Below are 24,066 nucleotides of genomic sequence, written 5' to 3' on the forward strand. Positions count from 1 at the left end.
GCGAGTGCGAGAGCTGAGCCGTCCTACCGAACGTGAGGTGATCCTCACGATAACCTGCAAGGCGGTGGGGTTAGCATCACTTCAAGTCGGGCGCAGGACTACCCGCCGAACCGAGGGAGCAGCACACGTGTCCATCGCGTCGCACGAAGATGCCGCACGCAGCGCTCATGCGGCCTGGCAGAAGGCAGTGGCCGGTGTCCTGGCCAAATCTCGTCGGGTCGAGGTGGCCGATCTGCCCGCCGACGCCGAACATCTACTCGATTCGACGACGTACGACGGGGTCACCGTGTCCCCGCTGTACACCGCGTTCGACGAGCGCCCGGAAGGTCCACTGCCGGGGCAATTTCCCTACTTGCGGGGCCGCGACCCCCACCGCGACGTCAACGCCGGCTGGAAGGTGTGCACCCGCCACGGCTCGGTCCGCGGCGACGGTGCCGACGACGCGTCGACCCTCAACACGCAGATACTCGATTCCCTCTCCAACGGCACCAGCGCTCTGTGGTTGACGGTCGGCACCGGTGGTGTGGATCCGACTGCGCTCCCGGAGGTTCTCGGTGGAGTGTTTCTCGAGCTCGCACCGCTGACGCTCGATGCGCGCGGGGATGTTCGGGCAGCAGCTGCAGCAGTGTTCGGGGTGCTCGACTCGGCCGATATCGACGATCGCGCCGCAGTCGACATCCGACTCGGCGCGGCCACTCTCACAGCGCCGTTGGGTGGAACCGAGTCGATCGAGATGGACGAGGCACTCGAACTGGTTCGTGAATCGATCGGTCGCACCGAGACAGTTCGTGCGATCACCGTCGACGGCACCGTGTTCCACAATCTCGGAGGCGGCGACGCGCAGGAGCTCGGTGCTGCGATCGCCGCAGGCCTCGAGTACCTCCGGTCCATGACCGATGCCGGTATCGGCATCTCGGATGCCCTGAGACAGATCGAGTTCCGATTCTCCGCCACCGACGACCAGTTCCAGACCATCGCCAAGTTCCGGGCCGCTCGCACGTTGTGGGCGCGCATCGCGCAGGTCTGCGGAGCCCCCGACGCCGGTGACGCTCCTCAGCACGCGGTGACCTCGGAGGCGATGATGTCGCAGCGGGATCCGTGGGTGAACATGCTGCGGACCACGCTGGCGTCGTTCGGCGCGGGAGTCGGCGGTGCCGATGCGGTGACCGTGCTCCCGTTCGATGCGGCACTCGACGGCGGCGCAGCCGGGGTGTCGAAGACGTTCGCGGCACGCATCGCCCGGAACACCCAGCTGCTGCTGCTCGAAGAGGCGCATCTCGGACGGGTCCTGGATCCGGGTGCCGGGTCCTGGTACATCGAAGAACTGACCGCTGCGGTCGCCGCGAAGGCCTGGGAGTTCTTCCAGACCATCGAAGCGTCGGGCGGATTCCGTGCCGCTGTCGCCGACGGTTCGCTCGTGGCCGCGATCGAGAAGACCCGCGCCGAACGCGATTCCGACATCGCTCACCGAGTGACCCCGCTGACCGGCGTCAACGAGTTTCCCAACCTGGCCGAGGCACCACTGACCCCGGAGCAGACCGAGCCGCAGGATTCGGCAACCGTGTACAGGTACGCCAGGGCTTTCGAAGCTTTGCGGGATCGCTCGGATGTTCATCTGGCTCAGCATGATTCACGGCCGACCGTGCTTCTGGTACCGCTGGGCAGCGTTGCCGAACACAACGTCCGGACGACATTCGCGTCGAATCTGTTGGCGTCGGGCGGGATCGAGGCCGTCAACCCGGGTCCGCTGACCGTCGAGGCTGTTGCCGGGGCAGTGGAGGCGTCCGGAGCTCACATAGCGGTGGTGTGTGGAACCGACAAGAGGTACGTCGACGAGGCCGCCACTGCCGTGGAGGCACTGCGGGCAGCAGGCGTCACGCAGGTGCTGCTCGCCGGTCCCGAGAAGATCTTCACCGGCGTCGAGGGTGACTCGCGTCCCGATGGATTCCTGACCGCGAAGGTCGACGCCGTCGCCGTGCTGACCGAACTTCTCGACACCCTGGGAGCCTGAGATGAGCGAGCCTGAAGTGAATACCGACGAGCGCAGAATCTCGCACACCATCGGCAGTTTCGCCGAGGTGCCACTGGTCGATCCCGACGAGCCGACTCCGCCGCCGCCGTCGGCCGAGGACGTCAACGCTCACGTGGAGAAGGGCGCGAAGGCCAACTTCTACACACCCGAGCAGGTGGTGTGGTCCACCCCCGAGGGCATCGACGTCAAGCCGGTGTTCACCGAGGCCGATCGCGCCGCCGCCGAGGCCGAGGGCTACCCGCTGCACAGCTACCCGGGTGCCCCGCCGTTCCTTCGCGGGCCGTATCCCACGATGTACGTCAACCAGCCGTGGACCATTCGTCAGTACGCGGGCTTCTCCACCGCGGCCGAGTCCAACGCGTTCTATCGTCGAAACCTCGCGGCCGGCCAGAAGGGTCTGTCGGTGGCGTTCGACCTGGCCACCCACCGCGGCTACGACTCCGATCACCCGCGAGTACAGGGTGACGTCGGAATGGCCGGTGTGGCCATCGATTCCATCTACGACATGCGTCAGCTGTTCGACGGCATCGACCTGGGCAGCGTCTCGGTCTCGATGACCATGAACGGTGCGGTGCTGCCGATCCTGGCGCTGTACGTCGCGGCCGCCGAGGAGCAGGGCGTCGGGCCGGAGAAGCTCGCCGGCACCATCCAGAACGACATTCTCAAAGAGTTCATGGTGCGCAACACCTACATCTATCCGCCCAAGCCGTCGATGCGCATCATCTCGGACATCTTCGCGTACACCAGCGAGAAGATGCCCAAGTACAACTCGATCTCCATCTCCGGGTACCACATCCAAGAAGCCGGTGCCACAGCCGATCTCGAACTCGCGTACACCCTCGCGGACGGTGTCGAGTACATCCGGGCCGGTCTGGATGCGGGCATGGACATCGATACGTTCGCGCCGCGACTGTCGTTCTTCTGGGCCATCGGAATGAACTTCTTCATGGAGGTCGCCAAGCTGCGTGCCGGGCGTCTGCTGTGGGCCGAGCTCGTCCAACAGTTCGAGCCCAAGAGCGCCAAATCCCGTTCGCTGCGCACCCATTCGCAGACGTCGGGTTGGTCGTTGACGGCACAGGACGTGTTCAACAACGTCGCCCGCACCTGCGTGGAGGCGATGGCGGCCACCCAGGGTCACACCCAGTCGCTGCACACCAACGCCCTCGACGAGGCACTCGCCCTGCCGACGGACTTCTCGGCGCGGATCGCCCGCAACACCCAGCTGCTCATCGCTCAGGAGTCCAACACCGTTCGCCCGATCGATCCGTGGGGCGGCTCGCACTACGTCGAATGGCTCACCCACCAGCTCGCGAATCGGGCCCGGGCACACATCGCCGAGGTCGAGGAAGCAGGCGGCATGGCTCAGGCCATCGGCGAGGGCATCCCCAAGCTACGCATCGAGGAGGCCGCGGCCCGCACGCAGGCGCGAATCGACTCCGGTCGTCAGCCCCTGGTGGGCGTCAACAAGTACGTGCCCGACGAGCCCGACACCATCGAGGTGCTCAAGGTCGAGAACTCCAAGGTTCGACGTGAGCAGATCGAGAAGCTCGAGCGGCTGCGGGCCGAGCGGGACACCGCCGAGGTCGAAGCCGCTCTGGCGAACCTGACCAGAGCTGCGGCGTCGGATCAGCCGGGGATGGAGAACAATCTGCTGGCCCTCGCCATCGACGCGGCACGCAAGATGGCCACCGTCGGCGAGATCTCCGATGCGCTCGAGAAGGTCTACGGGCGCCATCAGGCGGAAATCCGGACAATCAGTGGTGTGTACCGCGACGAGGCAGGCAAATCCGAGAACATCACCCGCGCCACGACGCTGGTCGGGCAGTTCGCCGAGGACGAGGGCCGTCGGCCTCGCGTCCTGGTGTGCAAGATGGGTCAGGACGGGCACGACCGTGGTCAGAAGGTGATCGCCACGGCGTTCGCGGACATCGGCTTCGACGTGGACGTCGGCCCGCTGTTCCAGACCCCCGAGGAGGTGGCCCGCCAGGCCGCCGACAACGACGTTCACGTCGTCGGAGTGTCGTCACTGGCGGCAGGCCACCTGACGCTGGTGCCCGCGCTGCGGCAGGCCTTGGCCGATGTCGGGCGCGAGGACATCATGATCGTCGTCGGTGGCGTCATCCCGCCCGGCGATTTCGACGAGCTGTACGCCGCGGGCGCTGCGGCGATCTTCCCTCCTGGCACCGTCATCGCCGACGCGGCGATCGGCCTGGTGGAGAAGCTGTCCGTTGCGCTCGGGCACGCACCACGCGCGGCCAACGCCTGAGCATGGGTTCTCCGAACGACAACACGAGTTCCACGACCGGTGCAGGGTCGCCCAGAGGCCGTGTCATCGACATCGATGCGGTGGCCGACTCGGTTCGAGCGAACGAGCGATCCGGTTTGGCGCGTGCCATCACCCTGGTCGAGTCGACCCGCTCGGATCATCGAGACCTGGCTCAGCAGCTGCTGCTGCGGGTGCTGCCCGATGCCGGTGGCTCCCATCGAGTAGGAATCACCGGCGTGCCGGGGGTCGGCAAATCGACCTTCATCGACGCGCTCGGAATGCGGTTGATCGAGAAGGGACACCGGGTCGCGGTGCTGGCCGTCGATCCGTCGTCGACGCGAACCGGTGGTTCCATCCTGGGTGACAAGACCCGGATGTCGCGTCTCGCGGTGCAGGAGAACGCATACATTAGGCCGTCTCCGACGTCGGGAACCCTGGGCGGTGTCGCACGTGCGACGCGGGAGACGATCGTGCTCCTCGAAGCAGCAGGCTTCGACGTCATTCTCGTCGAGACGGTGGGCGTCGGGCAGTCCGAGGTGACGGTCGCGAACATGGTCGACTGTTTCACGTTCCTGACGCTTGCGCGCACCGGAGATCAGTTGCAGGGCATCAAGAAGGGCGTTCTCGAACTCGCCGACCTGGTGGCCGTCAACAAGGCCGACGGCAAGCACGCGACCGACGCGAAGAACGCGGCCCGGGAGTTGGCGGGCGCCCTGCGGCTGATCTATCCGCACGACGCGATCTGGAAGCCCCCGGTGTTGACGATGAGTGCCATCGAGGGCACCGGTCTGGACGAGTACTGGGACACCGTGCTACGCCATCAGCAAGTGCTCAGCGACGCAGGCGAATTCGCGGAAAAGCGTCGCAAGCAGCAGGTCGATTGGACGTGGACGATGGTCAACGATCAACTGCTGCGAAGGCTGGCGCAAAATCCCTCCGTCAAGGCGATTCGCGGCGACGTCGAGGCCCGGGTACGCGACGGTTCACTGACCGCCGCGCTGGCTGCGCAGGAACTACTCGACGCCTTCGATTCCTGAATCTGTCTCGGCGATTTGGATTGCGGGGTAGAGTCGGGCGGCGAGATCCCCGACACGCTCGATCAAGCGGTCGAAGAATGCCTCCGGGTCCGTACGAGTCGCGATCGCGGCATTCGGTTCTCGACCCCACATCCGGCGCCAATCGGCCACTGTCGTTCCGCGCGTGAGAGTCCCGACGAGTTCGACGTCCACGGTCGCGTGTCGGTAGGTGGCGATGTCCGCGTCGAGCGCGAGCGCGGCCGCAAACGGATCGTGCATGTGCGCCAGGAAGCCTTGATCGTGATCGCGATGGAATTCCAGGTAGAACCGCACCGCGTCGGAGAAGTGCCGCACGATCGGGTTCGACGCGGCCGAGCGAACACCCGGAGCATCGCTCGACGAGATCGATTCGGCCGGAACGCTTCCGGCGCGCTCGGCAAGACGCCGGATGTGTTCGGGGGTCATCTCGATGGTCTCGGTGATGTCGAGCGCGCAGACGACGGGACGGCGTTCCGGCGGTAGCCCGGAGAAGGCCGCGAACACTTCTGCGGCGGCCTCGGGGTCGACGGCGATGTTCCACTCGCTGGTCGGTGTCGTGTTGCCCTGGTGCTGAAATGCGCCGCCCATCAACACCAGTCGCTTCAACAGTCGAGGTAGCTCGGGATCCCGACGGATCGCCAGCGCGAGATTGGTCAGCGGACCGGTGACCAATCCGGTGATCTCGCCCGGCCGCGAACGAACCAGCTCGATCCACATCGTGGTGGCGTCCCGGTCGGACAGCGGCCGCGTCGACACCGGAAGCTCCGCGTACCCGATGCCCTGCGGACCGTGGGTGTCCTCGGTGGTCATCAGTGGTGCCACGAGGGGTACCTGTGCGCCGAGCGAGACCTCGACATCGCCCGCGCGGCACACGTCGAGCCAGGCGAGATTGTTCGCGGCAACCTGGTTCACCGGCACATTGCCCGCGGTGGATGCGATGCCGAGGATCTCGGCATCCTCACTGGCGAGCAAGTAGAGCAACGCGAGAGAATCGTCGATTCCGGTGTCCACGTCGACGATCAAGGGGACGGTCACGACGCCACCTCCGTCGTCGGGATGTGTCGCACCGGGAAATTGACCGACCGCGCGATGAAACACTTCGAAGACGCCGATGCGTGCAGTCGCTCGGCCCGCGGCACCATCGACGGGTCGACGACGGTCACGACCGGAGCCAGGGTGACTTCCACGAACTGACCCGAACCGTCGGACTGCTCGGTCATCACTCCAGTGGGGGAGTCGGTGTATTCGGTGACGACCACTCCCGACGCCGCGGCGAGCCCGAGGTACCACAGCATATGGCAACTGGACAGCGAGGCGACGAGCATCTCCTCGGGATTCCAGCGTTCGGGATTGCCGCGAAAGCTCGGATCGGAGCTCGCGTGGAGGTCGGGCTTGCCGGGTGCCGAGACGGTGTGGTCGCGATCGTAGGCAGCGGCACCGGTGGTACCGACGCCGCGGTTGCCCGTCCAGTTCACCGTGAGTCCGTAGTTGTGGTTCGGCACGGGTCCATCCTGCCAGCTGTGCGTCGATCGGTGTCGTTGCCCCGCGACGGTCTCTGTCCGGATTGGCCGAATTGCTCCAATTGTCAACGTGGTGTGGCACATTCGACGCCTTGCCGTTCACCTGGAGGAACAGCGGTAGACCGAGTTCGGCCGTTTGAAATCATATCGTTTGTCTGGCTAACGTTGCTGGAATGACCGTAGCCCGAGAGCCTGAGACAACCCCGCAGCACACGCGGTGGGGACATCGACACGTCCAGCTTCTTCGACGCGACGCGTTCACGAACCGAATGCGGAGGAAGCCGGCGCTCTCGCAGGAGAGCATCACCGTCGTGGATCAGCCGATGCTCAAGCGCGCGGTGTCGGCCGCTGCTCTCGGCAACACGATGGAGTGGTTCGACTTCGGTGTGTACGGCTACCTGGCCGCGACGTTGGGCAAGGTGTTCTACCCCGACGCCACGCCCGCAGTGCAGCTCATCTCGACGTTCGCGACTTTCGCGGCAGCGTTCGTCGTCCGTCCACTCGGAGGCCTGTTCTTCGGACCACTGGGGGACCGAATCGGGCGGCAGAAGGTACTCGCCGCGACGATGATCATGATGGCGATCGGCACGCTGGCCGTCGGACTCATCCCCAGTTACGCGACCATCGGGATCTGGGCACCGATTCTCCTACTCGTCGCGCGGCTGGTCCAAGGGTTCTCCACCGGCGGCGAGTACGGCGGTGCCACGACGTTCATCGCCGAGTACTCCCCGGACAAGCGTCGTGGTTTTCTCGGTAGTTGGCTCGACTTCGGCACTTTCGTCGGTTATGCCATGGGCTCCGGCCTGGTGACGATCCTCAACGCGGTGTTGGGCGACGCCACGATGGTCGAATGGGGCTGGCGCATACCGTTCTTCGTCGCAGGACCGATGGGTCTGATCGGGCTGTACCTGCGGCTGAAGCTGGAGGACACCCCTGCGTTCCGCAAACAACTCGACGAACACGACAGCAAGGTCAAGGCGCAGGAGAGCGGTCGGAGGTCGATCGGGAAGATCTTCACCGACCATTGGCGGGCTCTGTTGATCTGCACTGGAATCGTGTTGCTGTACAACGTGACCAACTACATGGTCACGTCGTATCTACCCACGTACTTCACCGAGGTCGTCGGCCGCAGTCAGCTCAGCGCCGATTTGCTCGTCCTGTCGGCGATGGTCGTCGTGGTGAGCGTCATCGTGGGTGTCGGCAGGCTGACCGATCGAATCGGCCGCAAACCGGTGTTCGTGTTCGGTGCTGTCGGGCAGATCGTTCTCGCCGTGCCCTGCTTCCTGCTGCTCCGCGAGAGCGGGTGGATCGGCCCGCTGATCGCGTGCCTGTTGCTCGGTCTCGTGCTGGCGTGTTTCGCGGCGCCGAGCGCGTCGACGCTACCGGCCCTGTTTCCCACCCGAATTCGCTACGCCGCGCTGTCGATCGGGTTCAATCTGTCGGTGTCGATCTTCGGTGGTACGACGCCACTGGTCACCTCGGCGTTGGTCAGCGCAACGGGTAGCCCGATGATCCCTGCGTACTACCTCGTCGTGAGCGGTGTTATCGGCCTCGTCGCGGTTGGGTTTCTGCGCGAGTCCGCCACCCAACCGTTGGAAGGCTCACCGCCACAGGTCGACTCGACCGCGGAGGCCGAGGAGCTCTACTCCGAGCTGTCCTCGGCCTCCCCGCGGTCGTAGTTCGCGGTCGATCAGTTCCGCTTGGCCCAGATCTCCATTCCGGCAGCGTTGAGACGATCGACGAGGACGTCACCGATCGCGGTGGCGGGAGTGAGAACTCCTGCGGCCTTCGGTAAGGCGTCGCCGCCGTACACGAGTGCGAGTGCCGACTCCGCCAGCATGACCGCGGTGGCCTTGTAGCCGGGGTCTCCCGACGCTTTGACGCGAGCCCGGTAGCGAGCCCCCGACGTGGTGAGGGTGTACAGGTCGACCGTGAAATGTCCCTTCTCACGGGCTTTTTCACTGGGGCCGGTGCCCGGCTTGGGCAGAATGCGGTCGAGCACCTTGGCCGGAAGCACAGTCATCGCGGACACGCCGACGAACAGCCCGGCAGACAGAGCACCGGCGAGGACGGGGCTGGCGAACGACGAGCCAACGCTCATCACCTCGCTGTAGCGGAACTGCTTTCCGTAGGCCCAGTCGCGAAGTGCATTGGTGCGCCGGACGACTCGCGTGTTGTACGAGGCCATCACGAACGGGGCTTTCCAACCACGCAGGCTCGGGTCGATCTTCTTGCCGTCGATCAGCACGGTGTCGAGCTGACGGCCGAGTTGCGGCTCGAGGCCCCGGTCGGGACTGAGGGAGTACGGCCGCGCGGCGATGCGTCGGGCTCGCTTGTCCTTCTTCATCGCCTCGATCTGCCCGCGCAGCGAGTCGATGGTGCCGCCGCTGACCCCGCCGGACATCGACGTGACCACCAGGGTCGTGTCGGTCAGCTCACCGGCGTTGTCTGCGGTAACGGCCTCGTACAGCGCGTGTACGCCGATGTCGGACGGGATGGAATCGAAGCCACACGAGTGAACGATGCGGGCCCCGGTGCGCTGAGCGATTTCGTGGTTGGTATCGATGCTCTCGCGAGCGAACAGGACCTCGCCGGTGAGGTCGACGTAATCCGTCCCGGCCTCGGCGCACGCCGTTGCCAATTCCAAGCCGTACTTGGCGTAGGGACCGACCGTGGTGATGACGACTCGGGTCGATCGGGCCATGGCCTCGAGCGATGCGAGGTCGGTTGCGTCGGCCTCGAGAACGGACCACTGCTGAGCCCTGGAGCCCAGTTCTTTCCTGGCGGCCTCCACCCTCGCCGTAGAGCGCCCGGCGAGGGCGATGCGGGTGTCTGCCGGTGCATGCTCGGCGAGGTACTTCGCCGTCAATTTCCCGACGAAGCCGGTGACGCCGTAGACGACGATGTCGTGAGTGCGATCGGGGGAGTCGGATGCAGGCGAATTCATACCAGCGACACTAACGCGGGTCACCCCGGCGAGTCGACGCGCCGTCAGTTCGTCCAGGTGTGCACGGGTTCTCCGGCATTCATGAGGGTGACGTAATCACCGAGCATTCCCGCAAGCGCTCTATCGCGCTTCTCACCGGCGCTTTCGCGGGCGACGACGGCGTTGCGCTGCCACACCGAGCCGGACTGCTTGGCCAGGCACCGCGCCTCGATCACCCCCAGATAGCGGTCGCGGACCGCCGCGTCCACGCCGTAGGCGGCCAATCCGGCGTCGGCCAGGGGCAGCAGCCGACGCAGCACCAGTTCCTGCGGACTCACCCAGCCCACCTCGGGCCAGTAGAGCATCGAATCGAATCCGCCACGGGCGGCAGAGTGCACGTTCTCCTCGGCGGCGTCGAACGACATCTGGGACCACAGCGGGCGGTCGGCATCGGCCAGCGCGCGGACGGTTCCGTAGTAGAACGCCGCGTCGGCGAGAGTGTCCACCACCGACGGTCCGGCCGGCAGAACGCGATTCTCGAGCCTGATGTGGTGGCCGTCGCCGGACCGGTCGTAGATCGGCCTGTTCCACCGGTAGACGGTTCCGTTGTGCATGCGCAGTTCGGACAGCGACGGTGTCTTGCCCTCGGCCAGCGCAGCCTTGGGATCCTCCTCGCTGCAGACCGGCAGCAACGCAGGGAAGTAGCGTGAATTCTCCTCGAACAGATCGAAGATCGAGGTGATCCATCGTTCGCCGAACCACACCCGCGGTCGGACACCCTGATTCTTGAGCTCCTGCGGCCTGGTGTCGGTGGCCTGCTCGAACAGCGGAATGCGAGTCTCGTGCCACAGCGCGCGTCCGGCGAAGAACGGCGAGTTGGCGGCGAGCGCCACCTGTACACCCGAAAGGGCTTGCGCTGCATTCCAATACGACGCGAACTCGTCCGGAGCCACCTGCAGGTGCAGCTGAACCGACGTGCAGGCCGCCTCGGGCAGGATCGTGTCGGTCACGATGTCGAGATCCTCGGCGGCAGCGGCACCGGGCAGTCGAACTCCGCCGATCTTCAGTTCGATGTCCTCGCCCCGAGCGGCGAAGATCTGCTGATTGAGCAGGTCGTAGCGCGGATTCGCCGAGAGCCACCGGTGCTCGAAGTGCTCCTCGTCCAGAGTCGGGAGCATGCCGATCATGGCGAGCCGACTACCCGAGGTGCGGGCGCGTTCGTCCGCTGCATTCAGCGATCTGCGCAGGTCGGTCTCCAACTCGGCGATCGAGGCACCGCGCAGTGGCCGAGGGTCGACGTTGATCTCGATGTTGAACTGGCCGAGCTCGGTTTGATAGTCGGGATCGGCGATGGCGTCGAGCACCGCCGCGTTGGCCATCGACGGTTCCATGTCGTCGTCGACGAGATTGAGCTCGATCTCCATGCCGATCTGCGGTTCACCGACGTGGAAGGTCTCATCGGCCAACATGATCGCCAGGGCATCGAGACAGTCCTGCACCTTCTGGCGAAACTCGTGCCTGTCCTGCCTGGTGAACTTACGGCGCTCGACGTCCTCGCCCATGGTGCCCGCCTATCGGTGCGTGAAGAAGGGCCGTTCGCTCGCGCGCAACGACTTCGGCTTACGAGTATCGCAGCCCATGTTCGCCGAGGGGCACGCACGCGAAAATCACCAGGGTGACGGCTGGTAGTCCTTGAGGAACGAGCCGTGCAGATCGACTCCGAGTTCGCCCTGCACGATCGGGTCGTACACCCGGGCGGCACCGTCGACCAGGTCGAGTGGAGCGTGGAAACCTTCGTCGGCGAGCCGCATCTTGGTGGGGTGTGGCCGTTCGTCGGTGATCCAGCCGGTGTCGACGGCGGTCATCAGGATCCCGCTCTCGAGCATCTCCTTCGCGCTGGTGCGCGTCAGCATGTTCAGCGCGGCCTTGGCCATGTTGGTGTGGGGATGGCCCGGCCCCTTGTACGCGCGGCCGAACTGGCCTTCCATGGCCGAGACGTTGACCACGTACTTGCGCCGCGCGTCCGAGGCCTCCATCGCGGTGCGTAGCCGCGAGACCAGGATGAAGGGTGCGACGGAATTGCAGAGCTGCACCTCGAGCAGTTCCACAGGGTCGACCTGCTCGACGGTGTGGATCCAGCTGTTGGTCTCGGCGAGATCGGGCACCAGACCCCCGGCATCGATGGCGAGCCCGCTCTCGATTCTCTCGGCCGTGACCGAGCCGGCGACCATGGCGAGCGAGGCCACGTCGTCCGCGCTCAGGGCAGCAGTCGATCGGCCGCCGATCGCGGTGGCGGGCAACGAGCTCGCCAGTGACGCGGGGTGCGCATCACTGGTCTTGCCGAACGTGATCCGCTCCGGTCCCGCTCCCTCGGTCAGGGCTGCGGGCAACGGTTCGGCTTCCGCATCGGCCAGTGCGCTGTAGGAACCGGGGGAGCGTTTGACGGTCTGTGCGGCGTTGTTGATCAGAATGTCCAGAGGTCCCTCGGCCGCGACCGAATCGGCGAGCGCCACAACCTGAGCCGGATCGCGAAGATCGATACCGACGACGCGCAGACGGTGCAGCCACTGGTCACTGTCGTCCATCGCGGCGAAGCGACGCACGGCATCGTTGGGGAATCGGGTGGTGATGGTCGTGTGGGCACCGTCGCGCAGCAGTCGAAGTGCGATGTACATCCCGATCTTCGCCCGACCACCGGTCAGCAACGCCCGCCGGCCGGACAGATCGGTTCGCGCGTTGCGTTTGCCTCGATTGAGCGTCGCGCACTCCGGGCACAGCTGGTGATAGAACGAGTCGACGTGGGTGTAGCGCTGCTTGCAGATGTAGCAGGGACGAGCCTTGATCAGAGTGCCTGCGATGTCTCCCTCGGCGCGGGAGGTCAGGGACAGTCCTGCGGTCTCGTCGTCGATTCGGTCCGGGGATCCGGTTGCGGTTGCCGCGACGACGGCACGGTCGGCCGCGTTGACGGCGTTGCGCGCCGCGACGCGTCGGGCACGCTTGAGATCTTTGAACATGGCACCGGACGCGCGCTGCACAGCGATCGAATCCGGATGGTTCTTGTCCAGCTCTGCGGCCTGCTTCAGCACGCGCAGGCACGTCTCGAGATCGGTCGGGTCGATCGCGTCCATCGTCGGTCTCCTAGCATCGGCCCCTTCGAGCCGAACGAAAGCGAGTGCAGAACGAAAAAGACCCCGATTCCGAAGAATCAGGGTCAGTTTCGTCTGTCTCAACTCAGATCTGTGAAAATCTTTGTCTGACTACATCTTTCAGACGGTGTCCGAGGGGGGACTTGAACCCCCACGTCCGTTAATAGGACACTAGCACCTCAAGCTAGCGCGTCTGCCATTCCGCCACTCGGACAAGTGCGACCTCTGCCGCATATTCTTTTGTTGCTTTCACAGCCGGCCGCTGTGTGCTGCGTAAGATTATCCGACGGGTTCCCGATAACCCAAATCCCCACGTCAGTTCATGCTGGAGGCCGTTTCTCATGGTGCCCGGAGCCGATTCTGGTGGTAGGAACGACGTGTGCCCAACGATGTGAGCAATCCCGGAAACACAACCGATATCGACGCCACCGTTGCCCTCGACGAAGTCGTGGATCTCGTCAGTTCCCTCATCCGGTTCGACACCTCGAACACGGGGGAGCTCGACACGACCGTCGGCGAGAAGGAATGCGCCGAGTGGGTGGCGAGCAAGCTCGAGGAAGTGGGCTACGAGACGGAGTACGTCGAGTCCGGTGCCCCGGGTCGAGGCAACGTGTTCGCGTGGCTGCGCGGAGCGGACTCCTCTCGCGGCGCGCTGCTGGTCCACGGACACCTGGATGTCGTACCGGCCGAACCGGCCGACTGGAGCGTGCATCCGTTCTCCGGGGCCGTCGAGGACGGTTACGTGTGGGGCCGAGGCGCGGTGGACATGAAGGACATGGTCGGCATGGCTCTCGCGCTGGCCCGCCAATTCAAGTCCAACGGAACCGTCCCACCCCGCGACATCCTGTTCGCGTTCCTGGCGGACGAGGAGGCGGGCGGCAAGTACGGATCGCACTGGTTGGTGGACAACCGGTCCGATCTGTTCGAGGGCGTCACCGAGGCGGTCGGTGAGGTCGGCGGGTTCTCGCTCACCGTCGCTCGTTTGGACGGCACCGAGAAGCGGCTCTACATGGTCGAGACGGCGGAGAAGAGCCTGGCCTGGATGCGGCTGACGGCCAAGGCCCGCGCCGGACACGGATCCTTCCTGCACGACGACAACGCCGTGACGTACCTCGCCGAGGCAGTGGCCAAACTGGGCAATCACACGTTTCCGCTGGTGCTCACCGAATCGGTCTCGCAATTTCTGCAGGCGGTCTCGGAGGAATCGGGTCTCGATTTCGACCCGACGTCACCGGACATCGACGGCACCCTGCTCAAACTCGGCAGCATCGCCCGCATCGTCGGAGCGACCCTTCGCGACACCGCGAACCCGACGATGCTCTCGGCCGGCTACAAGGCGAACGTGATTCCGCAGACGGCGACGGCAGTGGTGGACTGCCGAGTGCTGCCGGGGCGGCAGGCGGCCTTCGAGAAGGAGGTCGACGAGTTGATCGGCCCGAACGTCGAACGCGAATGGATCACGAAACTCGAACCGTACGAGACCACGTTCGACGGCGATCTCGTCGACGCGATGAACGACGCAGTCCTGGCACACGATCCGAACGGTCGAACCGTTCCCTACATGCTGTCCGGCGGAACCGACGCAAAAGCGTTCGCGCGCATCGGTATTCGCTGCTTCGGCTTCGCTCCGCTGAAGTTGCCACCGGAACTGGATTTCGCGGCGTTGTTTCACGGCATCGACGAACGAGTACCCGTGGAATCGTTGGAGTTCGGTACACAGGTACTCGAACACTTCTTGCTGCACAGCTGATACGAAAGGAACCATCGTGGCGTACAACCCATACGACTCGCTTCCGGACCTACCATCCTTCGAGTTGACGTCCGAGGACGTCGAGGACGGCCAGACATTGGCCGCTCAGCAGGTCAGTGGAATCATGGGAGCCGGTGGGCACGACAACTCTCCGCAGCTGTCCTGGTCCGGATTCCCCGAGGGCACCAAGAGCTTCGCTGTCACCGTCTACGACCCCGACGCGCCGACAGCATCCGGCTTCTGGCACTGGGCAGTGGCGAACATCCCCGTCGAGACGACATCGCTGGTGTCGGGCGCAGGCGACGATGGCGGGACCGGGGTGCCCAGCACCGCGGTGACGCTCAAGAACGACGCCGGTCTGTTCCGCTACATCGGTGCTGCTCCGCCCGCAGGCCACGGCCCGCACCGCTACTTCATCGTGGTTCACGCGGTGGACGTCGAACGGCTCGAAGTGGACGAGACGGCCACCCCGGCCTACCTCGGCTTCAACCTGTTCTCGCACGCCATCGGTCGTGCGGTCCTCACCGGCATCTACGAGGCCTGAGCTCGAACGTCGGGTGTCGGAACACCGGTTCCGACACCCGACGGTTCAGGGCTTGTTCGCCGAGCCCACCGCATCGGTGATCGTGGCGAAGCCGTGTTCCTCGAGCCGAGTTGCCAGTCCCCGGTGAATGTTCTTGATCCACAGCGGGCCGCCGTAGATGAACCCGGTGTAGCCCTGCACCAGTGACGCGCCCGCAGTGATGCGTTCCCACGCCTGCGCCTCGGTCTCGATTCCGCCGACGGAAATCAGCGTCAGCCGGGTGCCCACTCGGCGGTAAAGACGTCGCAGCACCTCGATCGAGCGGTCTGCCAGCGGAGCACCGGACAGGCCACCTGCTCCTGCTGCGGCGACCACGTCGGCGTCGGTGCGCAGCCCGGTGCGGGAGATCGTCGTGTTGGTGGCCACGATCCCGTCGAGACCGAGTTCGACGGCCAGATCGGCCACGGCGTCGATGTCCTCGTCGGACAGGTCCGGGGCGATCTTGACCAATACCGGCACCGTCACCACGGACTGAACCGCCTCGAGGATCGGCCGCAGCGATTCGACGGCCTGAAGGTCACGTAGCCCAGGGGTGTTGGGGGAGCTGACGTTGACGACCACGAAGTCCGCCAACGGGCCCAGAAGCCGGGCGCTGGCCGTGTAGTCCGCGGCGGCATCCACCGGCTCCACGATCTTGGTCTTGCCGATGTTGGCACCGATCGGGATACCCGTGCGCCTGGCGCGGACACGCTGGGCGGCGTGCTCGGCACCGTGGTTGTTGAACCCCATGCGGTTGACGATGGCGCGGTCCGCAGGCAACCGGAACAATCGCGGCGTCGGATTGCCCGGCTGGCTCTGCGCTGTCACGGTGCCGATCTCGGCGAAACCGAATCCGATCGGCCCCCACGCGTCGATTCCGTCGGCATTCTTGTCGAACCCGGCCGCGAGGCCGAGCGGAGCCGGGAAGTCGACGCCGAACACCGTCGAGCGCAGTCGTGGATCGTCGACCACGAACGCCTTCTCGGCCAGGTAGCGGAGCGGCGGCACGACGGCGACGACGCGGAGCACCCGAAACGCCAGGTGATGGATCCTCTCCGGTGGCACGAGGAACATCAGGCGCAACAGAACTCGGTACAGGCGGTCTCCCACGGTCTTCTCTCCGGTCGATCTGGCTCGGTCGAACTCATGCGGTGGTGTCAACGATCGTGCGGTCGAACAGTACTGCGACGGGCTCAGATTCCGGGCTCGGGGATGTGATGCGCGGTCTTCTTGCGTTTGAGCAACACACGCCTGCTGCCATCGGTGTACAGCCGAACCCGCGACAGTTCCCAGCCGCCGAACTCGGCCTGAATCGCGAGCCGCATCGAGGCCGTCACCCGGGTCACATCCGGCGGCAGCCGCAACGGCACGTACTCCCAATCGTCGGACGCAGACACTTCCCATCCGACGGGCATCTTCGCGCGCCCCGGTGCCGAATTGTCATAAGCGTTCATATGCCTCCTCATCCCCTATCGGTCGTTCCTGCAGGCTCCACTCCCGCGTCCACGCGGGTCAACGACCGGCAGCGGGGATGCGCTGCAGTCCGTCACCGGTTGCCGATCCCACGTACAGGTCGCCGGTGTCGGCGTCGACAGCAACCGAATTCGGCTGCCGCACAGTGGCCAACCGCTCGGCCTCGACCGGAATTCCGGTATCGAGTGTGTACCCGACCACCTCGTTGAGAGCGGGCAGCGTCACCCACACGACACCGGACTGCTCATCGTAGGCGATCGCCCACGGCTGCGACCCGACCGGAAAGCGTTGCCGCATCAGCAGATCGTGCGAGGTGAAGACGAGCAACTCGGTCCCCGTCGAATCGGTGACAAGCAAGCGGCCGAACTCGTCGCTGGTCATCTCCGCGGCACCTTCGCCTGCGCGCAAGGCCACTCCGAGGGTGCCGTCGTCCAGATTCAGGTCGGTCACCGACGTCTGACGACGATCGAGAACCGAGACCCCGTTCGGTGTACTGGCCAGAGCATCGGCCGAGGTCACGCTGCCGCCGGAGACCGTGGTGGTGACCTCACCGTTCGTGTCGAGTACACGGACCGCTCCGGTGTCGTCTCCGACAGCTGTCGTGCCGTCGGGTAAGTCCGCTGCGGACAGCGCGTCTCCGTCGACAGGCAGGGCGGTCCGCTGTCCGTCCACCACGGAGATCCTCGCGACGGAACCGTCCATGGGCACCAACACTGTCGAGTCCCGTCCGGCGACGAGTGCGGCTCCCGTGGCGCCCAGATCGACCACCTGGGTCTGCGCTGCGGCACCGTCGCGGGCCAGGGTCACGGTTGTCGATGCGTCGGTCAGCGCCACGAGGGTGCGGGTGACGGGGTCGAACGTGAGGGCGTCCACGGGCGCGAACGCGCTGACGGTTCCGGCGGGGGTGGCAGTGGCTTCGGGGGACTTGGCCGGCGGTCGGGGGTCGACGGAGATGTCGTCGGCGTTCTCGTCGTCGCTGGAACACCCGCCGACCGACAGGACTGTGACGACGGCGAGCGCGGACGCGACTGCCGCTCGAACTGAACGAGCCGACGGTGTTCGCATGAGGCCGAACCTACTTCCTCGAGAAGACGCTGCCTGTGGAGGCGTTGCCACATCTGTACCAGCGTGCAGCGACCTCGGCGAAATCGACCGCGCCGGACCGGTTGTCGTTCGGTCTCGCCCGAACAGGCGGTAGCGTGATCGGGCGAGGTGAGTACACGACATGGGAGTGGACGTGGGAACCGAGGAAACACACTTCGTCGTCGAGGAAGTGAACGCGGGAACGCACCCGAACGGCTTCGGACGCACCGACGACGGTCGGGCGTTCGCGTTTCGTGTGCATCGAAGCACCCTGTACGTCGAGATATACCGCCAAGATGTGCAATCTCCGGTACCGGATCGGTCCGAGGTCGAAGCGGTTGCCGAGCATTCGGTCACCGAGGTCGATCTGACGGACGAGCGCAGCATCGTCGGTGTGGTGCGTGACGCGGTCGCCCATGCGCAGCAGCTGTCCGATGCGTCACAGCGAGACACCACCGCAGTTCGAGCCTTCTTCAACCGAGTCAATTCCGTGCTGGAGGGTTTCTGACACGGTGGGGAACCACCAGTTGTTCGCCCGTCACGGGATGGTCGAACACGTCGACGGGATGTCGGTAGACCCGGGCCAGTCGCTCGGCGGTGAGCACCTCCCGCGGCGGACCGGTTGCGACCAGTTCACCCGAGTCCAGGATCGCGACGCGGTCGGCGTAGGCCGCCGCGAGGCCGAGATCGTGCAGCACGACAACGACGGCACGGCCGGCGGCAGCGAGCGAGCGCACCACGGCCATGACCGACTCCTGATGTCCCAGGTCGAGTGCGGCAGTGGGCTCGTCCAGCATGATCGTCGCGGTGTCCTGGGCTATGACGCGCGCCAGCGCAACTCTGGCCTGCTCGCCACCGGAGAGCGACGCGAACGGTCGATCGGAGAAGTCCGCTACGTCGCATGCGGACATGGCTGCGGAGACGCGGTCGTCGTCGTTGCGCGCAGCCGACGTACCGACCCAGGGGGCTCGACCCATTCGAACGATCTGGCCGGCCGTGAACGCGAACCCGACGCTGTGTTGCTGAGGAAGCACCGCACGCCGCCTGGCCACGTCGACCGTGCGGAGGCGGTTCAGCGGTTTCTCGTCCAGTAGAACCGACCCGGCGCTGGGCTCGGTGTCTCCCGCCATGACCGACAGCAGCGTCGATTTGCCCGCGCCGTTGGGGCCCACCAGCGCCAGTATCTCGCCGGCGACCACGTCGAGGTTGACGTCGGACAACACCGTCGCGTCCCCGCGCCGAGCGGAGACTCCGCGGGCGACGAGGGTATTCGAACCCGGTTCGGGGATGACCGGGATGTCGTTGCGTGCCGTGCCGATTCGCTTCGTCACGCCCAGCCGCCCTGGCGAGCACGGGTACGGCGGAGCAGCCAGAAGAAGAACGGCGCACCCGCCAGTGACGTCACCATGCCGAGCGGCAGATCGACGTTCGCGACGAGGGTGCGGGTGACGAGATCGGCAGCGAGCAGCACGACGGAGCCGGCGAGGGCGCTGGCCGGGATCAGGAGTCGATGGGCGGGACCGAGCACCATCCGCACGGCGTGCGGAACCACCAGCCCCACGAACAGAATGATTCCGGTGAAGGCGACGCCGGACGCAACCAGCAGGGCGACGACGACGATGGCGAACTGTCTGAGTCGTTCGACGTTCACTCCCAAATGGCGTGCCACGTTCTCTCCGAGCGCAAGCAGGTCGAGTCGGCGCGCGATCGCCAGGGAAGCTCCGATTCCGAGCAGTGCGAGCGGGCCGACCACGGCCACCGACTGCCAGGTCGCGCCCGCGAGTGACCCCAGTTGCCAGAACACGATCTGATCGCGGGCTGCGGGACTGGCGACGAACGTGAAGAACGCGATGGCACCGCCGGCGAATGCATTGACTGCAACGCCGGTGAGGATGAGCGTCACCACCTCGGTGCGTCCTGCGTTGCGGGCGAGGAAATACACGGCGATCGTGGTGACGAGCCCGCCGACGAATGCTGCGAACGCCACACTCCAGACTCCGGCGAAGCTGCCGCCGAGCACGATGACCGAGCTGGCACCGACGGCAGCGCCCGAGGAGACCCCGACGACACCCGGCTCGGCCAACGGATTGGCGAACACCCCCTGGAGCAGCGCACCCGCGCACCCCAGACACGCGCCGACGACGATTGCCAGAGTCAGGCGCGGGAATCGGACCTGCCACAACGTCACCTCGCCACTGGGGTGTGCGGGCATCGGGCCGATGTCGAGTCCCACCCGATGCGCGAGGCTGCCCAACACTTCCAGCGGTGTCGTCGGCACCTGCCCCACGACGGCCGAGATCAGGGCCAGACACACCAGTGCCACGACCAGGGCTCCGAATGTTGCAAGAACCCGCCCTCGGCCCGTGCGCGTTGCGGCGAGTGCGCGGTCGGTCATGACGCCGGGTCGTACACGGCCTTCGACAGTGCGCCCAACACCTTTCCGGTGTTCGGGCCGAAACTGAGGATGGTGCCGTCGTCCATGTCCACCACCCGGCGATCTCGGCCTGCCGGTGTCTGCGCGATTCCGGGGATCTGCTCGAGCCCCTCGATACCGCCGATCGATTCCAGGCCCTTGGTCATCGTCAGAATGACGTCGGGTGCCGCGGCGATCAACGCCTCGCTGGTGACCGGCACGAACTGTTCGGTCAGACCCGATTCGACACCGGCGTCCCTGGCGCCGAGAGCCTCGATCAGTGCGTCCGCTCCCGAGCCGGGTCCGGCGAGCATCTTGATCGCCGGGCCACGCATGTACAGAAACGCGATCTTCGGTGGTTCCGAGGACTCGGGTGCGGCGTTCTCCGCTGCCGAGATCTCGGTGTTCGTTCGTTCGGCGAGTGCGGCACCGGCGTCGGGCACACCCAAGGCAGCTGCGACGGCCTCGATCTGAGGGGCGACGCCGGCCAGAGTGCGCGTGGGATCGAAGTACACGAGCGGAATGCCCGCGGCTCGGATCTGATCCTGCACGGCACGCGGACCGATGCTGGTATCGGTCAGTACGACGGTCGGCGACAGCGCCAGAATTCCCTCGGCGCTCAGCGAATGGCCGGTCGGGGTGACGTCGGGCACGTTCTCGGCCGCGGGAATTGCAGCCGAGGTGTCACGCCCGACGAGGTTGTCCCCGAGTCCGAGTGCGAAGACGGTCTCGGCGAGCGTGCCGTACTGGTCGGCAGCGACGATGCGGCTGTTGTCCGTCACCGTGACGGGGACGCCGTCGAATCCGGTCACGGTCACGGGGAGTACCTCCGCCGGATCGTCGACGACGGGTTCCGGATTCGGATCGTCGACGACGGCAGTGCGGGGGCCGATGGAGTCCGAGGATGCGGTGCCGGGGGTGTTCGCCGAGCAGGCGACCAGGACTCCGGCGACGAGGAGCACGGCGGCGAGACGGTTGACGGTCACCACGGAAGGTTAGCCTGTCCGATGTTGGTGCGTGATCAGACGCTGACGTCGTCCAGGGCCGACGCGATCGCTGGCGGCAGCTCGAGTTCCTCGGCCATCAGTGCGCCCATCAACTGCGCGAGGTCCCGCGCTCCCACGATCGCGCTGCTCACTCCCGGTCGGTCCCGCGCCCACGCGAGTGCGACCACCAGGGGAGAGGTGGCCAGACCGTCGGCAGCGGTGACGGCCGCGTCGACGACGCCCACGGCAGAATCGGTCAGGTACGCGTGCACGGCCTCGGCGTGCAGCTCGTCGGCCCCGCGAGAGTCCGCGGGCACTCCGCTGCGGTACTTGCCCGTCAGGACGCCGCCTGCCAGGGGTACCGCCGCGAGGATGCCGATGCCGTGGTGGTGCGCGGCGGGAACCAGCTCGTCCTCGATTCCGCGCGCGAGCAGTGAGTACTCCGCCTGAGTGGCCACGATGCGCCCGGTACCGGCTGCGCCCGCTGCCGTCGCCAGTTGCCAGCCGAGGTATCCGCGGGCTCCGGTGTAGCGAACCCGTCCGCTGGTCACGGCGTAGTCCAGCGTTGCGGCGACCTCGTCGACCGGCGTCATCGGGTCCCAGGTCGCGACCTGCCACAGGTCCAGGTAGTCGGTTCCCAATTCGCGCAGCGTGGCGTCGAGTTGACCGAGCAGTCCGCGCCTCGAGCAATCCACGTGATAGCGGCCGTAGCGTGAACTCAGGCCCGCTGCGCTGCTGATCACCAATTCGTGCCGCGGGACGACGTCGTCGAGCAACTCGGCGAGTACTCGTTGTGCTCGTCCGTCGCCGTACGCCGGAGACGTGTCGACGAGCGTGCCGCCGGCCTCGGCGAACGCCGACAACTGTGCTGCGGCGTCGTCACCGTCGGTTCCGCTACCCCATCCGAGGGTGCCGAGGCCGAGTCTCGAGACTCGAAGTCCGCTGGTGCCGACCGATCTCTGCTTCATATGTGCCGAATGTCCTTTTACGTGTGATCGTCGGTGTCGAACTGCACTGCCGCCAGTGCACAGTAGTGCGCCGCGCCGCTCGGTGCGTACGTGCCGCGCCGGGTACGGTCGTGCCCGTGAATCGCGAATTCAGGGGGCAGGCCGGCGGCCGCGCATCGACAGTGGACAGTCCATCGACGCTCGTCTCGGAGGGTGGCCCCGCATGATCGACATGACGTGGCTGCAGGCGATCATCCTCGGCGCAGTGCAGGGCCTCACCGAATTCCTGCCGATCTCCTCGTCCGGGCACCTGCGCATCGTGTCCAGCGTGTTCTGGAACGAGGACGCAGGCGCCTCCTTCACCGCCGTGACCCAGCTCGGCACCGAAGCCGCTGTGCTGCTGTTCTTCTGGCGCGACATCGTCAGGATCGTCAAGGCCTGGTTCGTCGGCCTGAGGCAGAAGAACGAACGCGGACTCGACTACCGAGTGGGGTGGTACGTGATCATCGCCACCATCCCCATCGGCGTTCTCGGCCTGCTGTTCAAGGATCAGATCCGAACCGGTGCCAGGAACCTGTACCTCATCGCGTTCATGTTGATCGCGTTCGCCGTCGTCATCGCGATCGCGGAGAAGGTCGGCCGCAAGGAACGTCCCATCGAGAAGCTGACCACCCGCGACGGCATCGTCATGGGTCTGGCGCAGTGCCTCGCGTTGATCCCCGGAGTGTCCCGTTCCGGGGCGACGACCAGCGCAGGCCTGTTTCTCGGACTCGAACGAGAAGCGGCTGTGCGCTTCTCGTTCCTGCTCGCCATCCCGGCGGTCACCGCCTCCGGTCTCTTCTCGCTGCCCGACGCCTTCGAGCCGGTCGGCACGGGGCTGGCCGCGTCCGGCCCGCAGCTGCTGGTCGCCACGATCGTCGCCTTCGGTCTCGGCTACGCCTCGATCGCCTGGTTGTTGAAGTTCGTCGCGAACCATTCGCTGTACTGGTTCGTCGGTTACCGCATCGTGCTGGGTGTCGTCGTGCTCGGGCTGCTGGCCGGCGGGGTCGTGTCGGCCACCTGAGTGCGGGAGTGGAGCCTGCGGAACGACCTGGTGGTGCGGGAGTGGAGCCTGCGGAACGACCCAGAGGTCAAGACTGGCTAGGCTCGATGCAATGACAGTCATCTTGCTTCGGCACGGACGCTCGACGTCGAACACCGCAGGCACGCTCGCGGGTCGGAGCGCGGGAGTCGAGCTCGATGATCGGGGGCGTGAGCAGGCGCAGGCGGTGGCGGATCGTCTCGGCGAGCTTCCCGTGGCCGAGATCGTGCGCTCGCCGTTGCTGCGGTGCGAGCAGACAGTGGAGCCGTTGGCGGCCAAGCTCGGGCTCTCGCCGGTGGTCGAGGACCGGTTGGTCGAGGTCGACTACGGACAGTGGACCGGCCGGACGATCAAGGAGTTGCTGGCGGAACCGCTGTGGAAGGTGGTGCAGCAGCACCCGTCGGCTGCGGTGTTCCCGGAGGGCGAGGGCTTGGCGACGGTGCAGCAACGCGCGGTGCAGGCCGTGCGTGAACATGACGCCCGGTTGGCCGCGCAGCACGGCCGCGACGTGTTGTGGGTGGCGTGCTCGCACGGTGACGTCATCAAGTCGGTGCTCTCGGACGCCATGGGGGCCCACCTCGATTCCTTTCAGCGGATAGTCGCCGACCCGGCCTCGATCAGCGTCGTCCGCTACACCTCGACGCGGCCGTTCGTACTACGGACCAACGACACCGGGTCCGATCTGAGTGCGTTCGTGCCGAAAGCCGAGGAGCCCGCCACGCCGGAATCGGTCGATGCGGACCCTTCCGACGCGGTCGTCGGTGGTGGGGCAGGCAGCTAGAGCGCCCTTTCGGCGCTGACACCCCTATCGGTGGCAGGCTGGAGG

General features: G+C 66.0%; 21 protein-coding genes and 1 tRNA gene. 9 read left to right on the forward strand and 13 right to left on the reverse strand.

Annotated features, from left to right (window positions below; all coding sequences use genetic code 11):
- The first annotated feature begins 127 nt into the window (after nt 1–127).
- The 3 genes from mutA to meaB are packed head-to-tail and all read left to right on the forward strand — an operon-like array spanning nt 128 to nt 5,335.
- A complete protein-coding gene (mutA, locus tag R3P93_RS12460) occupies nt 128–2,011 on the forward strand; it encodes a methylmalonyl-CoA mutase small subunit (protein WP_317533118.1) in 1,884 nt (627 codons plus the stop codon).
- A gap of 1 nt (nt 2,012) precedes the next feature.
- Entirely contained in the window at nt 2,013–4,298 is a 2,286-nt protein-coding gene (scpA, locus tag R3P93_RS12465) for a methylmalonyl-CoA mutase (protein WP_317533119.1), read from the forward strand.
- A 2-nt stretch (nt 4,299–4,300) separates the two neighbouring features.
- A complete protein-coding gene (gene meaB / locus R3P93_RS12470; RefSeq protein WP_317533120.1) occupies nt 4,301–5,335 on the forward strand; it encodes a methylmalonyl Co-A mutase-associated GTPase MeaB in 1,035 nt (344 codons plus the stop codon).
- Here meaB and R3P93_RS12475 read toward each other — a convergent pair.
- On the reverse strand, nt 5,312–6,388 hold the full coding sequence (locus R3P93_RS12475; RefSeq protein ID WP_317533121.1) for a nucleoside hydrolase: 1,077 nt from the start codon (nt 6,386–6,388) through the stop codon (nt 5,312–5,314). The genes meaB and R3P93_RS12475 overlap by 24 nt on opposite strands.
- On the reverse strand, nt 6,385–6,855 hold the full coding sequence (locus tag R3P93_RS12480; protein WP_317533122.1) for an OsmC family protein: 471 nt from the start codon (nt 6,853–6,855) through the stop codon (nt 6,385–6,387). Before R3P93_RS12480 ends, R3P93_RS12475 begins: the two co-directional genes overlap by 4 nt.
- Before the next feature lie 191 nt (nt 6,856–7,046).
- Between R3P93_RS12480 and proP the strand changes: the two genes are divergently transcribed.
- The gene (gene proP / locus R3P93_RS12485; RefSeq protein WP_094641842.1) at nt 7,047–8,552 is read left to right on the forward strand and encodes a glycine betaine/L-proline transporter ProP; all 1,506 of its coding nucleotides are present in this window, start codon (nt 7,047–7,049) and stop codon (nt 8,550–8,552) included.
- An 11-nt stretch (nt 8,553–8,563) separates the two neighbouring features.
- Here the strand turns inward: proP and R3P93_RS12490 are convergent, their stop codons facing one another.
- The 4 genes from R3P93_RS12490 to R3P93_RS12505 form a co-directional block, all read right to left on the reverse strand.
- Nucleotides 8,564–9,820 (reverse strand): saccharopine dehydrogenase family protein, encoded by a 1,257-nt coding sequence (locus tag R3P93_RS12490; protein ID WP_068050812.1) that lies wholly within the window; start codon nt 9,818–9,820, stop codon nt 8,564–8,566.
- 44 nt (nt 9,821–9,864) lie between these two features.
- Entirely contained in the window at nt 9,865–11,361 is a 1,497-nt protein-coding gene (locus R3P93_RS12495) for a glutamate-cysteine ligase family protein (protein ID WP_068050811.1), read from the reverse strand.
- A gap of 105 nt (nt 11,362–11,466) precedes the next feature.
- The gene (locus R3P93_RS12500) at nt 11,467–12,927 is read right to left on the reverse strand and encodes an SDR family NAD(P)-dependent oxidoreductase (RefSeq protein ID WP_068050810.1); all 1,461 of its coding nucleotides are present in this window, start codon (nt 12,925–12,927) and stop codon (nt 11,467–11,469) included.
- Between the two features lie 146 nt (nt 12,928–13,073).
- Nucleotides 13,074–13,159: transfer RNA gene (locus R3P93_RS12505), tRNA-Leu, on the reverse strand.
- 204 nt (nt 13,160–13,363) lie between these two features.
- Here R3P93_RS12505 and R3P93_RS12510 point away from each other — a divergent pair.
- Together R3P93_RS12510 and R3P93_RS12515 are read left to right on the forward strand one after the other, a co-directional pair.
- The gene (locus R3P93_RS12510) at nt 13,364–14,695 is read left to right on the forward strand and encodes a M20/M25/M40 family metallo-hydrolase (protein ID WP_317533156.1); all 1,332 of its coding nucleotides are present in this window, start codon (nt 13,364–13,366) and stop codon (nt 14,693–14,695) included.
- A 16-nt stretch (nt 14,696–14,711) separates the two neighbouring features.
- Nucleotides 14,712–15,239, forward strand: coding sequence for a YbhB/YbcL family Raf kinase inhibitor-like protein (locus R3P93_RS12515; protein ID WP_068050809.1), 528 nt, complete (start codon nt 14,712–14,714; stop codon nt 15,237–15,239).
- A 45-nt stretch (nt 15,240–15,284) separates the two neighbouring features.
- Here the strand turns inward: R3P93_RS12515 and R3P93_RS12520 are convergent, their stop codons facing one another.
- The 3 genes from R3P93_RS12520 to R3P93_RS12530 form a co-directional block, all read right to left on the reverse strand.
- Nucleotides 15,285–16,355 (reverse strand): quinone-dependent dihydroorotate dehydrogenase, encoded by a 1,071-nt coding sequence (locus tag R3P93_RS12520; RefSeq protein ID WP_317533157.1) that lies wholly within the window; start codon nt 16,353–16,355, stop codon nt 15,285–15,287.
- 95 nt (nt 16,356–16,450) lie between these two features.
- Complete coding sequence (locus tag R3P93_RS12525) at nt 16,451–16,711, reverse strand: DUF5703 family protein (RefSeq protein WP_094641836.1); 261 nt, start codon at nt 16,709–16,711, stop codon at nt 16,451–16,453.
- 58 nt (nt 16,712–16,769) lie between these two features.
- The gene (locus R3P93_RS12530) at nt 16,770–17,795 is read right to left on the reverse strand and encodes a YncE family protein (RefSeq protein ID WP_317533123.1); all 1,026 of its coding nucleotides are present in this window, start codon (nt 17,793–17,795) and stop codon (nt 16,770–16,772) included.
- 160 nt (nt 17,796–17,955) lie between these two features.
- On the opposite strand from R3P93_RS12530, the gene R3P93_RS12535 reads away from it, so the two are divergent.
- Nucleotides 17,956–18,321 carry a hypothetical protein gene (locus R3P93_RS12535; protein WP_082898619.1) on the forward strand — a complete coding sequence of 122 codons (366 nt, stop codon included), beginning with the start codon at nt 17,956–17,958 and terminating at the stop codon, nt 18,319–18,321.
- Here R3P93_RS12535 and R3P93_RS12540 read toward each other — a convergent pair.
- The 4 genes from R3P93_RS12540 to R3P93_RS12555 are packed head-to-tail and all read right to left on the reverse strand — an operon-like array spanning nt 18,296 to nt 22,180.
- Nucleotides 18,296–19,150 (reverse strand): heme ABC transporter ATP-binding protein, encoded by an 855-nt coding sequence (locus R3P93_RS12540; RefSeq protein ID WP_394855296.1) that lies wholly within the window; start codon nt 19,148–19,150, stop codon nt 18,296–18,298. The genes R3P93_RS12535 and R3P93_RS12540 overlap by 26 nt on opposite strands.
- On the reverse strand, nt 19,141–20,208 hold the full coding sequence (locus tag R3P93_RS12545) for a FecCD family ABC transporter permease (RefSeq protein ID WP_317533125.1): 1,068 nt from the start codon (nt 20,206–20,208) through the stop codon (nt 19,141–19,143). The genes R3P93_RS12540 and R3P93_RS12545 overlap by 10 nt, the downstream gene beginning before the upstream one ends.
- Nucleotides 20,205–21,212, reverse strand: a complete 1,008-nt coding sequence (locus tag R3P93_RS12550; RefSeq protein ID WP_317533126.1) for a heme/hemin ABC transporter substrate-binding protein — start codon at nt 21,210–21,212, stop codon at nt 20,205–20,207. Before R3P93_RS12550 ends, R3P93_RS12545 begins: the two co-directional genes overlap by 4 nt.
- Before the next feature lie 35 nt (nt 21,213–21,247).
- Nucleotides 21,248–22,180, reverse strand: a complete 933-nt coding sequence (locus tag R3P93_RS12555) for an aldo/keto reductase (RefSeq protein ID WP_068050799.1) — start codon at nt 22,178–22,180, stop codon at nt 21,248–21,250.
- Between the two features lie 211 nt (nt 22,181–22,391).
- On the opposite strand from R3P93_RS12555, the gene R3P93_RS12560 reads away from it, so the two are divergent.
- Nucleotides 22,392–23,222, forward strand: a complete 831-nt coding sequence (locus tag R3P93_RS12560) for an undecaprenyl-diphosphate phosphatase (protein WP_394855297.1) — start codon at nt 22,392–22,394, stop codon at nt 23,220–23,222.
- Between the two features lie 91 nt (nt 23,223–23,313).
- Nucleotides 23,314–24,021: a histidine phosphatase family protein gene (locus R3P93_RS12565; protein ID WP_068050797.1), complete on the forward strand. Its 708-nt coding sequence runs from the start codon at nt 23,314–23,316 to the stop codon at nt 24,019–24,021.
- The last annotated feature ends 45 nt before the right edge of the window (nt 24,022–24,066 follow it).

The organism is Rhodococcus cerastii (assembly GCF_033042195.1).
Taxonomy (GTDB): Bacteria; Actinomycetota; Actinomycetes; order Mycobacteriales; family Mycobacteriaceae; genus Rhodococcoides.